Origin of the sequence: Lysinibacillus telephonicus, assembly GCF_039654155.1 — a bacterium.
GTDB classification, from domain to species: Bacteria; Bacillota; Bacilli; order Bacillales_A; family Planococcaceae; genus Ureibacillus; species Ureibacillus telephonicus.
The window spans coordinates 2,855,972-2,869,969 of sequence record NZ_CP155468.1 but is presented as its reverse complement, the minus strand read 5'-3'; the positions used below and the strand labels follow the sequence as shown (position 1 = coordinate 2,869,969).

Annotated in this window: 12 protein-coding genes; 9 read left to right on the top strand and 3 right to left on the bottom strand. The window is 34.8% G+C overall.

From position 1 onward, the window contains the following. Nucleotides 1–85: 85 nt before the first annotated feature. The 3 genes from MKY04_RS13875 to MKY04_RS13865 all read left to right on the top strand — a co-directional run bounded on the left by MKY04_RS13875 (nt 86) and on the right by MKY04_RS13865 (nt 4,026). Entirely contained in the window at nt 86–745 is a 660-nt protein-coding gene (locus MKY04_RS13875; RefSeq protein ID WP_126292828.1) for a tetratricopeptide repeat protein, read from the top strand. Between the two features lie 162 nt (nt 746–907). Then, nucleotides 908–2,476 (top strand): IS1182 family transposase, encoded by a 1,569-nt coding sequence (locus tag MKY04_RS13870; RefSeq protein WP_346234597.1) that lies wholly within the window; start codon nt 908–910, stop codon nt 2,474–2,476. 335 nt (nt 2,477–2,811) lie between these two features. Beyond that, entirely contained in the window at nt 2,812–4,026 is a 1,215-nt protein-coding gene (locus MKY04_RS13865; protein WP_126292827.1) for a NupC/NupG family nucleoside CNT transporter, read from the top strand. A gap of 105 nt (nt 4,027–4,131) precedes the next feature. Here MKY04_RS13865 and hisA read toward each other — a convergent pair whose 3' ends face one another. Beyond that, entirely contained in the window at nt 4,132–4,899 is a 768-nt protein-coding gene (gene hisA / locus MKY04_RS13860) for a phosphoribosylformimino-5-aminoimidazole carboxamide ribotide isomerase (protein ID WP_126292840.1), read from the bottom strand. A gap of 247 nt (nt 4,900–5,146) precedes the next feature. Between hisA and recD2 the strand changes: the two genes are divergently transcribed. The 4 genes from recD2 (at nt 5,147) to MKY04_RS13840 (ending at nt 9,826) form a co-directional block, all read left to right on the top strand. After that, on the top strand, nt 5,147–7,633 hold the full coding sequence (gene recD2, locus MKY04_RS13855) for an SF1B family DNA helicase RecD2 (RefSeq protein ID WP_346234596.1): 2,487 nt from the start codon (nt 5,147–5,149) through the stop codon (nt 7,631–7,633). Between the two features lie 211 nt (nt 7,634–7,844). Beyond that, complete coding sequence (locus MKY04_RS13850; RefSeq protein WP_246020144.1) at nt 7,845–8,495, top strand: SIMPL domain-containing protein; 651 nt, start codon at nt 7,845–7,847, stop codon at nt 8,493–8,495. Nucleotides 8,496–8,564: 69 nt separating this feature from the next. Beyond that, nucleotides 8,565–8,993, top strand: coding sequence for a DUF1801 domain-containing protein (locus tag MKY04_RS13845; RefSeq protein WP_126292824.1), 429 nt, complete (start codon nt 8,565–8,567; stop codon nt 8,991–8,993). Nucleotides 8,994–9,055: 62 nt separating this feature from the next. Next, on the top strand, nt 9,056–9,826 hold the full coding sequence (locus MKY04_RS13840) for a sporulation protein (protein ID WP_126292823.1): 771 nt from the start codon (nt 9,056–9,058) through the stop codon (nt 9,824–9,826). Nucleotides 9,827–9,891: 65 nt separating this feature from the next. Here MKY04_RS13840 and yeiL read toward each other — a convergent pair whose 3' ends face one another. Continuing rightward, nucleotides 9,892–10,557, bottom strand: coding sequence for a transcriptional regulator YeiL (gene yeiL, locus MKY04_RS13835; RefSeq protein ID WP_400194703.1), 666 nt, complete (start codon nt 10,555–10,557; stop codon nt 9,892–9,894). Between the two features lie 172 nt (nt 10,558–10,729). Here yeiL and MKY04_RS13830 point away from each other — a divergent pair, with 172 nt between their 5' ends. Next, nucleotides 10,730–11,884: an MFS transporter gene (locus MKY04_RS13830; RefSeq protein WP_126292822.1), complete on the top strand. Its 1,155-nt coding sequence runs from the start codon at nt 10,730–10,732 to the stop codon at nt 11,882–11,884. A gap of 9 nt (nt 11,885–11,893) precedes the next feature. Here MKY04_RS13830 and MKY04_RS13825 read toward each other — a convergent pair whose 3' ends face one another. Then, on the bottom strand, nt 11,894–12,577 hold the full coding sequence (locus MKY04_RS13825; RefSeq protein WP_346234595.1) for a TerC family protein: 684 nt from the start codon (nt 12,575–12,577) through the stop codon (nt 11,894–11,896). A gap of 170 nt (nt 12,578–12,747) precedes the next feature. Here MKY04_RS13825 and MKY04_RS13820 point away from each other — a divergent pair, with 170 nt between their 5' ends. Beyond that, nucleotides 12,748–13,542: a GNAT family N-acetyltransferase gene (locus MKY04_RS13820; protein ID WP_346234594.1), complete on the top strand. Its 795-nt coding sequence runs from the start codon at nt 12,748–12,750 to the stop codon at nt 13,540–13,542. Nucleotides 13,543–13,998 lie beyond the last annotated feature (456 nt).

Genomic DNA, 13,998 nt, shown 5'->3' with positions numbered 1-13,998 from the left:
TAAAAATTTCTTTTCTGTATTAATGCTACTAAGGCTTATCGACAAAATATTGGCGATAAGCCTAGTTTTCTGATGAGGTGAAATAATGGACTATAATGAGATTGGAATAAAAGCATTTCAAGAAAAGCGCTATGAAGATGCAGCAAAAGCATTTACCGAAGCAATTGAAAACAATCCTAGTAATCCAATTGGTTATGTGAATTTTGGAAATTTATTGGCAGCAATGAATGATACTGAACGAGCTGAGCGCTTTTTCCAAAAGGCAATTACTCTAGACGAATCAGCAGCTACTGCTTATTATGGATTGGCAAATTTATATTATAATGCTGAACGGTACATAGAAGCAGCAAAATTATATCAAAAATCAATCGAACATGGAATTCAAGGTGCAGATGCTTACTATATGTTAGCAAAATCATTTGAACGGGATGAAAAGCATAAACTAGCTCTTCCTTATATGCAGAGAGCAGCTGAACTTGCACCTAATGATTTGCAAATACGATTATCCTATGGCATTTTGCTATGTTCGTTAGAAATGTTTGATCTTGCAAAAAGCGAGTTAGAGTATGTGCTAGAACAAGATTCAAAAAACGCAGATGCACATTATAATTTAGGGGTATTATATGCGGTTGCTACTGAAGATACAGAAAAGGCGATGAATCATTTAAAAGAAGCATATACACTAGAACCTAACTTTGATCAGGCAAAATATATTTATGATATGATTAGTCAACGCTTTAATTAAAACGGAAAGAGGCTGGGACAAAACCCGTCTCTGATGAAAAAGCCGGTGAAATTTTACGATAAGTAAAATTTCACCGGCTTTGATTATTTTAAATAAAAAATAAGGACCACTTCTGATAAAATTAAGTCACCACAACAAAATTATACAGAAAGAAGGATCCTTATGTTTAAAAATTATAACATGAATCAAATCGTTTTGCCTTTAGAATTAGAAGTAAAATTACAAAAAAATGATATTGCTTACCACGTGCATCATTTAGTGGAAAGTATTCCTCCAGAAGCATTTGAACCATTTCTCCGAAATGAGGGATGTCCTGCCTATCATCCACGCATGATGCTTAAAATTATCTTATGTGCCTACACACAATCTGTCTTCTCAGGACGCAAAATTGAAGCGTTATTAAAAGATAGTATTCGGATGATGTGGTTAGCTCAAGGGTATGAACCAAGCTACCGTACAATCAATCGTTTTCGTGTCCATCCAAAAGTAAAAGAATTGATTCGCCAATGTTTCGTCCAATTCCGGTGCCAATTGATTGAAGAAAAACTAATCCATCAAGAAGCCATTTTTATCGATGGTACAAAGATTGAAGCGAACGCAAATAAATTTACGTTTGTATGGAAGAAATCGATTGAGAAATATCATCAAAGTTTAATTGAAAAGTCCAACCAGCTATACAATGAATTACTTGAGAAAGAAATTATCCCTGAAATCGAACGTGAAAGCGATGAACAGTTATCATTAAAAGAACTCGCTCATTTGGTTCAACAAGTTGACGATATCGTAACCGAGTATGATAAGGAAATTGAGGCTTCATCAGATGTCCAAAAACGAAAAATTTTAAGAAGTGCACGCAAATATCCGAAACAAGTGCGTAATCAGTTGATTGATTTTGTCTTACGAAAGCAGAAATACCAACAAGACTTTGAAACTTTTGGCGCACGTAATAGCTATTCTAAAACAGATCGCGATGCGACATTTATGCGAATGAAAGATGATTATATGCAAAACGGGCAATTGAAAGCTGGTTATAATATACAAATCGCGACAGAGGGACAATACGCTTTAGCCTATAGTTTATTTTCAAATCCAACAGATACACGTACGTTAATTCCATTTCTAGATGAAATTGAGCAACATTATTTCGAACTACCGAAATACATTGTCGCAGATGCAGGGTATGGTAGTGAACAAAATTATCATGATATCCTTTCGAACAGAAAACGAGAAGCACTAATTACGTATAACATGTATTTGAAGGAACAAAAGAAAAAGTACAAACAGAACAAATTTAATCCCGACAACTGGGAATATGATGAAGAAACAGATACATATACATGCCCTAATCAGAAACGTCTTGAATTTCAATATGATTCTATCCGTAATGACCGTACAGGCTTCCAACGGAAGTTCAAAATCTACGAATGCGAAGACTGTTCTGGATGCCCATTCCGTTCATTGTGTACAAAAGCAAAAGAAGGCAACAATCGAAAATTAATAGTAAATGAAAAATGGGAACAACAAAAAGAATATGTAAGAATGAAGCTTTCAGAAGAGAAAACGAGTGCCATCTACCGAAAACGCAAAATCGATGTGGAGCCAGTTTTTGGATTCTTGAAGGCTAATTTGCGTTTCACTCGATTTTCTGTGCGAGGAAAATCGAAGGTTGAAAATGAAATGGGTCTTGCGTTAATGGCCGTGAATTTAAGAAAATTCACGGCCATTAACTAAGGGAACAGAAGAACTAATGTGAAAAAAGAGAGAAAGGTGAATTTGAGGGAACTCAAATTCACCTTTCTCTTTATTTGAAGCTAGTTATGTCCCAGCCCCTTTTTATTTGGAAAAAAGTCAGTTATGAAGCATGAAATTAACTTTTGGATAAATAATAAGTTACGCAACGAGAGTATTTTCTGCCTTTTTAAAATACTAAGTGAACTATGAAAACTTCGAATTATTTTTTATCTAAGTATTAGCGCTTTCGTTTGGTACTATAATACCTATATTTTAATTATGAAACATCCTGAATAATTGAAATAAAATTATGAGTTTTTAGAGTAGGTGTCTTAATGAATATTTTGTGGGGCCTTTTAGGCATTTTAGTCATTTTTGTTATTGCGTTTGCTTTATCGAGCAGTCGTAAATCAATCAATTGGAGAACTGTACTGGCAGGTTTAGCAATTCAATTGATATTTGCATTTATCGTTTTAAAATGGGAATTGGGCCGAAAAGTTTTATTAGGCATATCAAATGCAATTCAAGGTTTAATTAGCTATGCAAATGAAGGAATTTCATTTGTATTTGGTCCTTTAGCAGATTCAAATTTCACAGGTGGTATGGTCTTTGCCCTCAGCGTGTTAACTGTGATTATTTTCTTCTCTTCATTAATCTCAGTATTGTATTATCTTGGGATTATGCAGCTAGTTATTAAAATTCTAGGTGGGGGACTATCAAAAGTTTTGGGAACAAGTAAAGCAGAGTCCGTTAATGCTGCAGCGAATATATTTGTAGGGCAAACAGAAGCTCCTTTAGTTATTCGACCTTTTTTAAGTAAGATGACAAAATCTGAATTATTTGCTGTTATGACAGGTGGATTAGCATCTGTATCAGGTTCTGTATTAGTTGGTTATTCTTTGTTAGGAGTTCCATTAGAATATTTGATTGCTGCAAGTTTTATGGCAGCTCCAGCAGGGTTAATATTGGCTAAATTAATGCTTCCACAAACAGAGGAAGTCGATGATTCGAATTTTACATTAGAAAAAGATGCGGATTCAGTAAACGTAATAGATGCTGCTGCTCGCGGCGCCAGTGATGGGATGAAACTTGCTGTCAATGTCGGTGCGATGTTGCTTGCTTTTATTGCCCTAATTGCATTAATAAATGGAATTATCGGTGGAATTGGAGGCGTTTTTGGAGTTGAAGGAATTACGCTTGAAGGAATTTTAGGCTACGTATTTTCGCCTTTAGCTTTCGCTATTGGAGTTCCTTGGGATGAAGCTGTTCAAGCAGGTTCTTTTATAGGGCAAAAATTAGTTTTAAATGAGTTTGTTGCGTATTCAAACTTTGCACCTGAAATAACAAATCTTTCGGAAAAGACAGTAATGATTGTCAGCTTCGCCTTATGTGGCTTTGCTAACTTAAGCTCGATGGCAATTTTAATTGGTGGATTAGGTGCGATGGCTCCAAGTAGACGACCAATTATTGCTAATTTAGCGGTAAAGGCTGTAGTGGCAGGAACTTTAGCATCTTTACTTAGTGCTTCAATCGCAGGAATGTTTTTATAAAAATTTAGATCAATTAAAAAGCGTACGATTTAGTATCATTCTAAATCGCACGCTTTTCCATTTTTAATAATTAATTGCTCACCCGCAGATGTACTTTTTTGCCTGCTACAATTTTTTATTGTTATTGCAATAAGCAACTACATCCCGGTATTTTAAATTGCCGCCAAAGATATCTAATGCACTCCCAATCGTAACATGCAATTTTCCATTAGATAGCTCTTCGAATTTTTTTAAATCCTCTAATGATCGAACACCGCCAGCATACGTTGTAGGGATAGACGTCCATTGTGCTAAATCTTGAACTAATTCCTCCTGCATTCCGCTTCGTTTTCCTTCAACATCAACAGCGTGAATTAATAGCTCGTCACAAAATTGTTCGATATATGGAATTGTCTTTTCATTTACTTCAAAGTCGCTGAATTTTGTCCATTTATCTGTTACAACAAACCATTTTCCATCTCTTTTTCTGCAACTTAAATCAATAACGATATGCTGTTTGCCAACAGCATTTATTAGTGTATTTAATCTTTCTAAATCTAATTGCCCACCATGAAAAATATAGGACGTAACAATAATATGAGACGCCCCCGCATCGATATATTTTTTTGCATTGTCAGCAGTAATGCCGCCGCCTACTTGTAAACCGTTTGGGTAGGCTTGTAATGCCAGTAACGCCGATTCTTCATTGCCAGATCCTAACATAATGACATGACCACCAGTCAAATGATCCTGTGCAAACATTTTTGCATAATAGGAAGAATCTTTTTCGGATATAAAATTTTCAATTATTGTTTTATCTTCATGCCCTAAAGTACTGCCCACAATTTGTTTTACTTTTCCGTCATGTAAGTCAATGCAAGGTCTAAATTCCACTAAATCCACGAATCCCTTCTCTAATCAATAAATAACAATTAAACGATTCATTTTCAAAATCATATTTAAATTATCATATCATCCGTCAGTAAAAATATCGAGTTTCCTTTTGCTACAGAATAAAAGTAGAAATTTGAAGCATGTCTATAGAAAGCTGTAAGGAAGCTTGGCCTTTCTTTCATAAGACAGCTAGTTGTGTATATGGTAAAATCAAATATACGAAAAAGGTAGTAAAGGAGTTAGAAGGATGGCAGAAAATCTGGATTTATTTGAAGTAAATAAATTGTTTATCCTTGGCCGTCCAATTGTTTCAATATTTCATAATGATTCAAATATGTATTCAATTGTTCGAGTAAAAATACAAGAAACGAATTTACAATACAACGAAAAAGAAATAATTGTTGTTGGGTATTTCCCGAAACTAAATGACGATGAATTATACCGGTTTACAGGTACGATGAAAAGTCACCCTAAATACGGCTTGCAGTTCCAAGTTGAAACATTTGTCAAAGAGGTGCCTGCTACAGAACAAGGAATTATTCATTATTTATCAAGCGATTTATTTCCTGGCATTGGCCGAAAGACAGCGGAAATAATCGTTGAAAAATTAGGTGTGGATGCGATTAAAAAAATAATGGAAGATCCAGAAGCCCTAGACGCAGTTCCACGTTTAAACGAAGAAAAAAAGATGACGATTAAGCAAACATTGGAACAAAACCTTGGGCTTGAAAAAATTATGATTCAATTAAATGACTGGGGGTTCGGCCCACAGCTTGCGATGAAAATCTATCAGACATATCGTGAAGAAACAATTCACTTATTAACGGAGAATCCTTATCGCTTAATCGAAGATGTAGAAGGTGTTGGTTTTGGCAGAGCAGATGAACTGGGGGCACGACTAGGTATTGTAGGAGCACATCCCGACAGAATTAAAGCTGCTGTTCTACATGTGTTAACAGATGCAGCACTGTCAGAGGGGCATGTTTTTTTAGATGCTGAGCATGTATTGCCTCATGTGAAAACAATGCTCGAACAAAGTCAGCGTGAAGAAATACAGTATGAGGCGATTTCTAAAGCGATTATTGAAATGCGTGAGGAAAGTAAAATTTGTGGAGAAGAGACACGACTTTATCTCCCATCGCTTTATTATAGTGAGATAGGAATTGCTTCTAAAATACTAGATTTACTGAATCACAACGATAAACAGGAACGCTTTACAAAGGATGAAATAAGAAAAGCAATCGGCGAAGTAGAAGAACGTTTGGAAGTTTCGTATGCGGAAACTCAAGTGAAGGCTATTGAGTGTGCACTTAATTCCTCAGTCATGATTCTAACAGGAGGTCCAGGTACAGGGAAGACAACTGTTATTCGAGGGTTGGTGGAGGTTTATGCTGAGCTGCATGGTTTGTCGCTTAACCCAAAAGAATATGCACTAAAGGAAGAACCGTTCCCAATTGTTCTTGCAGCGCCAACAGGTAGAGCAGCTAAGCGGTTAGCAGAATCAACCGAGCTGCCTGCAATGACAATCCATAGGTTGTTAGGATTTAATGGACAAGAAAAGGAAGAGGAAACTGAAAGAGAAGTTGAAGGGCGACTAATTATAATTGATGAAATGTCTATGGTTGATACATGGCTTGCCCATCAGCTTTTAAAAAGTTTAGGCGAGGATGCCCAAGTAGTGTTTGTAGGCGACCAAGATCAACTGCCTCCAGTTGGTCCTGGACAAGTTTTAAAGGATTTGCTTGCCTCTAAACAGATTCCAACAGTTGAATTGATTGATGTTTATCGACAAGCTGAAGGGTCAACTATTATTGAGCTTGCCCATCAAATTAAAAAAGGAAATATTCCAAATACAATTGCTGAAAAAACAACTGATCGTTCGTTTATAAAAGCGTCTGCTCCTCAAGTTGCAAGTGTCGTTACCCAGGTCGTTAAAAGTGCCATTGCAAAAGGACAATCAATTCGTGATATTCAAGTGCTTGCGCCCATGTATAAAGGTCCAGCAGGCATCGATATGTTAAATAAGCAAATACAAGAGCTTGTGAATCCAAATGCTGATGGTTCTCGTAAAGAATTAGTTTTTGGAGATGTTGTTTACCGTATTGGCGATAAGGTTCTACAATTAGTCAATCAACCAGAAAGTAATATTTTTAACGGTGATATGGGGGAAGTTGTTGCTATCATTCGTGCGAAAGAAACGGTGGAAAAACAAGACTTACTCGTTGTCTCCTATGATGGCAATGAAGTAACATATCAGCGTGGAGATTTAAATCAAATTACCCTTGCCTATTGTTGTTCTATTCATAAATCTCAAGGCAGTGAATTCCAAACCGTTATTATGCCAATTGTCCGTAGCTATTCCAAAATGCTTCGAAGAAATCTTTTATATACGGGCATTACACGTGCAAAAAACTTTTTAATCCTTTGCGGAGAACCGGATGTATTTGCTGGAGGTTTAGCAAAAACTGATGATTTACAACGTTTAACGAGTCTAAAAGCAAGACTGAATCCAATGGAAGTTGAAGACTTAGAAATTGTAGAAGTACAGTCAGATTCACTGAAACATGAAAACCAATCAGAAAGCAAGATTTCTGGGGAAGTTAAAGAACAGCAAGCAATGTTTTATATGAAAGGTGAAGTATTAGAACCGGTTTTAAACGCTGAAACTGCGCCCTATATACATCCGCTAATTGGAATGGAAGGGGTTTCCCCCTATGATTTTCAGGAAGATTAAAATAAAGAATATATTAATTTCAATGCTAATGAAATGGGCTTTGACGGTCAAAACTTATACCATTTTTAATGTTCAAAGGACAAACTGCTTAAGATCAATTTGATGTTTTATGGAAGTTTTAGTTGAATGTCTAGACGTTTCTGTAAAGTGACAAATTTTCCGCCTAATATGCATATAGTAACATGATTAAATGAGTGGAAGGTGGAATCAGTTGGTTAATTCGAACGTCTTTCAACAAACTGTCCGACAAGCACGTACCATTACTGTTATAGGTAATGGACAAATTGAAGTACAGCCAAATTTTGCGGAGGTTCAAATAGAGGTAAGTACAGAAGCGGATGAAGTGACAGAAGCTCAAAGAGAAAATGCAGTGAAGATGAATCAAGTTATACAATCACTTTTAGCATTGAATATACCGCGTGAAGATATTCAGACTGCATTTTATAATGTATTCCCAAGTTACGATTATATAGAGGGACGGCAAGTTTTTAGAGGCTATGAAGTGACAAACAGTCTTACAGTAAAGATTCGAAATATTAATGAAGTAGGATTGGTTATTGATACCGCATTGAGAAGTGGAGCGAACCGCATTTCCCAACTTGAATTTAAATTAGACAATGAAGAAATTTATCAAAATCAAGCACTTCAGCTAGCTTTTCAGAATGCCAACAGCAAGGTGCAGGCGATTGCAGTATCCTTACAGCTGCCCTATATGCCGCAGCCAATTGAGATTGTGGAAGAAAGTGCAGGAAGACCCATATTATATAGAACCGTAGCAATGACTGAACAAGCAGTTAGAACACCAATTGAACCAGGTATAATTACGATTGACGCAGCGATTAGAGTGAAGTATCAATATTAAATAAATTTTAGGAGAACCATAAGTAAAGTTCTCCTTTTTCTTATTCATCTATAAAAGGAGAATGAACAATTGGCAAAATATGAACAGAAGACAAAAGAAACGGATAACAGTGTAATAGAATTTATTGAAGCAGTAGAAAGTCCGAAAAAACGAGATGACGCTTATAAGTTGTTAAAAATATTTGAAGATGCTTCAGGCTTTCAACCAAAAATGTGGGGGCCGAGTATTATTGGATATGGCTCATATCATTATAAATACGAAACAGGGCATGAAGGTGATGCACCATTAGTAGGATTTTCACCTAGAAAAGCAAAAATAAGTTTATATTTTGCTACAGGTGATCCTGAACGCGATAAAATACTTGAACGATTTGGCAAGCATACAAAAGGAAAGGCTTGCGTCTATATCAACAAGCTAGCAGATATCGATGAGGAAGTATTAAAAGAATTAATTCAACAATCCATAAAGTTTTTACAAAATTTATATCCCTCCCAATAATTTGAAACTTTTTCTATTGTAGATTCGTAAAAAGAAGAAAATAATTTTTTGGAGGTTTTACTATGTCTTTTTTTAATAAGATGTTGGCAAGTATTGGTGTCGGAGCAGCAAGAGTTGATACAAAATTAGAAAAATCTTCGTTTGTAGCTGGTGAAACAATTCGTGGAGAGGTTGAAATTTACGGAGGGAACATAGAACAACAAATTGATGCCATTTACCTAACGTTATATACAACATATATAAAAGAAGTAGATGACAATAAATATACTGCAAAGGCGCCTGTTCAACAATTTAGAGTAAGTGATCCTTTCGTAATTCAGGCGAATGAAACAAAAATTGTACCTTTTACGTTTAATTTACCATTTGATGTTCCAATTACTGTAGGGAAAACGGAAGTATGGGTTGCAACAGAGCTGGACATTCGAAGTGGGGTAGACGCTCAGGATCGTGACTATATTGAAATCCGCCCATCACAGCTTGCTTCTCGAATCCTTGAAGAGGTTCAACAAATTGGATTTAGACTACGTAAAGCAGAGTGCGAGCAAGCGTCATATAAATATAGAAGCCGTTACCCATTCCTTCAAGAATTTGAATTTGTTCCTGTAGGTGGAATGTTTAGAGGGAAACTAGATGAATTAGAAATTGTATTTCTTTCACAAACGGAAAGTTCTGCAGAAATTTTAATGCAAGTAGACCGTAAAGCTAGAGGATTTGGGGGCTTTTTAGCTGAAGCATTGGATGCAGACGAAACACATGTGAGAATGACGATTACACAACAGGATCTACATAATTTAGGTGATATATTAAAACAAACAATAGCAAAGTATGCTTAACAATAGAGATAACTAAAAAAGGTAATCCAGAATCCCAAACTTCTGGATTACCCTTTTTTATAGTATTAATAGACTTCTCGAGCAAGTTCCTGAAGCTTTTTTTTATTAATAATTTCGTAGCCTTTGCCACTCTTTTTTATTATTTTTGACTGGCAAAATTGGGAAAAGGTATAGAGTAAATGACGATAGGAAACCCCTAAATATTCGCTTATTTCAGTATGTTTTTCCTTATAAAAGTTTTCATCGGAGGACATTAAAATAAACGCCGCTAATCGGTTTTCAAGTGGGTATGCTTGAGTTTGACTAAATCTAGTTGTTGTTCTTGCCATTTTATTTCCTAAAAATAAACAAAGTTCACGCAAAAATACTGAATCGGCTAATAATTTTTGTTTACATTCATGATAAGGCAATGAAAAACAAATGGTTTTTGTCACCGTTTGAATGCCCCTTGTATATTTTTGAGCATTTAATAATTCAATTTCGCCCATGAAACTAGGTGAAGTTATGAAATTAATCAACGATATTTTTCCATTTTGATGAGATACATATAGCTTTGCTTTTCCTTCTACCATGTAATAAAGACATTCTGGTAGAGAACCCTCATGAAAAATAAATTCACCTTTTTCAAATTCATACACTTGGATGTATGGAGTTATATCAAAGGAGAAGAAATTTTGAAAGGAATATTTTTTAATATAATCTTCTTTTTTTTTACCCATTAATAACTGCAAAATAAGTCCTCCAATCAAAAGATTCAAATTTTTACATGGGTGAAGTTTCGCATGTTAATGTATCCATATTATAAAAAGATTTTAGTTTCCGAAAGAAAAATATGAGATATCTCACATTATTTTAAATGACTTGATGCTATCATTCAATATAGATTGGAGGTTTAAGTACACGATGAACAATCAACGATGGCTGTCTCAAAATTTCTTTATATTTTTCTTTACTTGGGGAGTATATCTTCAATATTGGTCAGGCTGGCTAACAGAAGCTAAAGGATTATCTGTACAGGAAGTTAGCTTTATTATGGGATTTGGGTTAGTATCGAGAGCATTATCTACAATGTTCATATTCCCATTTGCATCTAAATACTTAAGTAATAAAAAGTTATCCCAGTTTTTAGTGACTAGTTCGTTGCTTGCTGCTTTTTTTTACATCCCGTTTAATTCTTTTACAGCTTTATTTATTATCACTATGATTTTCAGTCTATTTTATCCTTCGCTTTTACCAGCGATTGAAAGCAGTGCTTCTACACTTGTACAACAAACACGCATTCATTACGGGAAAAGCCGATCTTACGGTTCTATTAGTTTTGTAATTTCTGTATTTATCCTTAGTATAATTATTGGATATGTTGGGGAAAAGGCGATTTTATGGTGCATGATTGTGTATTTAGCTATTATGTTAATTCTTCAATTTATGCCTGCACCTGATGTATTATCTGTAAAACCAACAGCAGTAGATCGCAGTCAATCCTTCTCAATGAGAAGTTTATGGAAAATAAAAGGATTCCCGGTTGTTATGGTTATTGTAATTTTATTACAAGGTGCTCATGCATCCTATTACAATTACAGCTACATATACTTACAGCAATATTTAGAAGTGAATACCTTTTATATTGGAATTATTTTGAACGTTGCAGTATTATTTGAAATTCTCTTCTTTTTAAAAGTCGATTATCTTTTTTCAAAGTGGAAGACTTCTACTTTGTTGCTCATAGCAGCAGTTGGTTCTACTTTAAGATGGATAATGATATTTGCAATTCCTAATGTTTGGGTATTTATTTTATCGCAAAGTTTGCATTCTCTAGGTTTTGCAATGGCTCATTATGCATTTGTCCAATACATTACAAATAATTTACCAAAGCAACAGCTTTCCAACGCACAAGGGTTATATTCTGCATTGGCTATGAGTTTAAGTGCTGCTTTATTAACATTGTTTGGAGGATATTTATATTATATAACTCCAGGCCTAGCGTTTTTAGGAATGACTGTTTTTACAATTCCGGCAATTATTATTACCCTTCTTTCAAGAAAAGTGTATCAATATTAAAAGCCGCTCCTATTTCGGAGCGACTTCTCGTTTTCTTATAAAATATTTAACCATTAATCCAATTGAAATTACTGTAATAACTACAATGGCTTCAAATTTATATATTGCATTTTGTGAATGGAAGAAAGGGGAAACATACGCATCATGAACAATCATTTTTGAAGATGTCCACGCTAAAACTGCTGCACCTAGGACAATTATAATTGGAAAATCCTCCATCAATTTTGTTACAAGTGTACTACCCCAAACAACAATAGGAATTGAAATCAGCAATCCAATTGCAACAAGTAGAAAATTTCCGTGCGCAGCACCAGCTACTGCAATAATGTTATCAATCCCCATTAATAAATCAGCTAATAAAATAGTACATATTGCTCCCCAAAAATTTTTCTTATTAGGTTTTACATTGATTTCTTCCTCTGTAAGTAGCAGCTTATAAGAAATATATAATAATAGCACACCGCCAATTAGAAGAAGACCATCAATTTCAAGTAATTTGACGGCAACTAAAGTTAGAGCAATTCGAATAAATATGGCGCTAAAAGTCCCCCAAAAAATTACCTTTTTTTGTTGTTTTTTCGGCAGGTTTTTTGCAACTAGTCCAATTAATAAAGCATTATCACCTGCTAGAACCAAGTCAATAAGAATAATAGAAAGCAATGCGGTGAAAAATTCCATTGAAAATATGTCCACTATGTACTCGCCCCAATCTTGTCCTCGTCCGATAAATTCCTCCATGCAGAACTAGTATATGTTCTGCAAAGGTTAGTTTAGAAGTTTGTAATTATACTAATGTTGAAACTCTTTAATAATTATGATAGTTTCTTAATAATTTAACTTAAAACGGTTGGGGAGGCGGATGGATGATAAGGAAGCTTTCAAAAGAGGATCATGAGTTATTAATGGAACTCGTTAACAAAAAAGCAGCAGAAAATTTGTTTATTATAGGGGATGTAGAAGCCTTTGGTTATGATGCTGAATTCCAGACATTATGGGGGCAATTTAATGATTTAGGTGAATTAATAGCAGTTCTTTTAAAATTTGAAAACAATTATATTCCTTATGCAAAAGGACAATTTGATGTTGAAGAGTTTGCAAATATTATAAATTCTGATCAAAGTATGCGCGAATTATCTGGATTAAAAGAAATCGTAGAGCAACTTGCCCCTCATATAGAAAGAAAGCTTCGAAGTGAAAATTCCTTTTATTATGCAAAATGCCAAAAGCTCAATTTAGATAAGAATGATGAACAGCTTCAACATGTTGAAGAATTAACTATAAATGAAATCGAAGAAAATGTTAGGCTCTTAAAAAGTGTTCCAGAATTTAAAACTGCAACAATTACAATGGAATCAAAAAAAAGAATTTTGGAGACGAAAACGGGCAGAACTTATTTTATTCGTGTAAATGGAGAGATGGTAACAACAGCATCAACAACAGCTGAAAATAGTCGTTCTGCAATGGTCGTTGCTGTAGCAACAAAAGAGGAATTTAAACGAAAAGGCTTAGCAACTGATTGTATGATTAAATTATGCAAAGATTTGCTTGCTGAAGGAAAAGAATTATGTTTGTTTTATGATAATCCAGAAGCAGGGAAAATTTATAAACGACTAGGATTTGAAGATATTGGCTTTTGGAATTTATATCGATATGAATAATATAGTTATAATTGACACACTGAATTCATTTTCATATAATTTAGAACAGAATATGATGAAAACTATGATGGAAAGAGTACGTTTTTGTTTTCGTTTAGAAAGAGATTCCTAAGGCTGAAAGAATCTTACGTAAAGCATTAACCGAAAGCTACTCCAGAGTGCAGCTAATCCCTGCCGTTCACTAACGTTACAGTGCTTGAGATATAAGTTTGGTTATTTATTTCAGCTTTTAATGCTGAAAAGAAATCGCTTGCCAGTCAAGTTGTGACCAGTTTGAGGAACAACGAAGAATAAAAGCGATTGATTTTAGCCTTCTTATAAATTAGGGTGGTACCGCGAACTATAGTCTTCGTCCCTTTTAGGGATGAAGGCTTTTTATTTTGTTATGATAAAATGATTCCGCGGAAATTCACAAGATGTGTGGGATTTTAATAGTATTGGCTAAATTTATTAAAG

What these genes read in the sequence shown, in the direction of transcription:
- MKY04_RS13875 (WP_126292828.1), top strand. Translation starts at nt 86, where the DNA reads ATGGACTATAATGAGATTGGAATAAAAGCATTTCAAGAAAAGCGCTAT.
- MKY04_RS13870 (WP_346234597.1), top strand. Translation starts at nt 908, where the DNA reads ATGTTTAAAAATTATAACATGAATCAAATCGTTTTGCCTTTAGAATTA.
- MKY04_RS13865 (WP_126292827.1), top strand. Translation starts at nt 2,812, where the DNA reads ATGAATATTTTGTGGGGCCTTTTAGGCATTTTAGTCATTTTTGTTATT.
- recD2 (WP_346234596.1), top strand. Translation starts at nt 5,147, where the DNA reads ATGGCAGAAAATCTGGATTTATTTGAAGTAAATAAATTGTTTATCCTT.
- MKY04_RS13840 (WP_126292823.1), top strand. Translation starts at nt 9,056, where the DNA reads ATGTCTTTTTTTAATAAGATGTTGGCAAGTATTGGTGTCGGAGCAGCA.
- MKY04_RS13830 (WP_126292822.1), top strand. Translation starts at nt 10,730, where the DNA reads ATGAACAATCAACGATGGCTGTCTCAAAATTTCTTTATATTTTTCTTT.
- MKY04_RS13820 (WP_346234594.1), top strand. Translation starts at nt 12,748, where the DNA reads ATGATAAGGAAGCTTTCAAAAGAGGATCATGAGTTATTAATGGAACTC.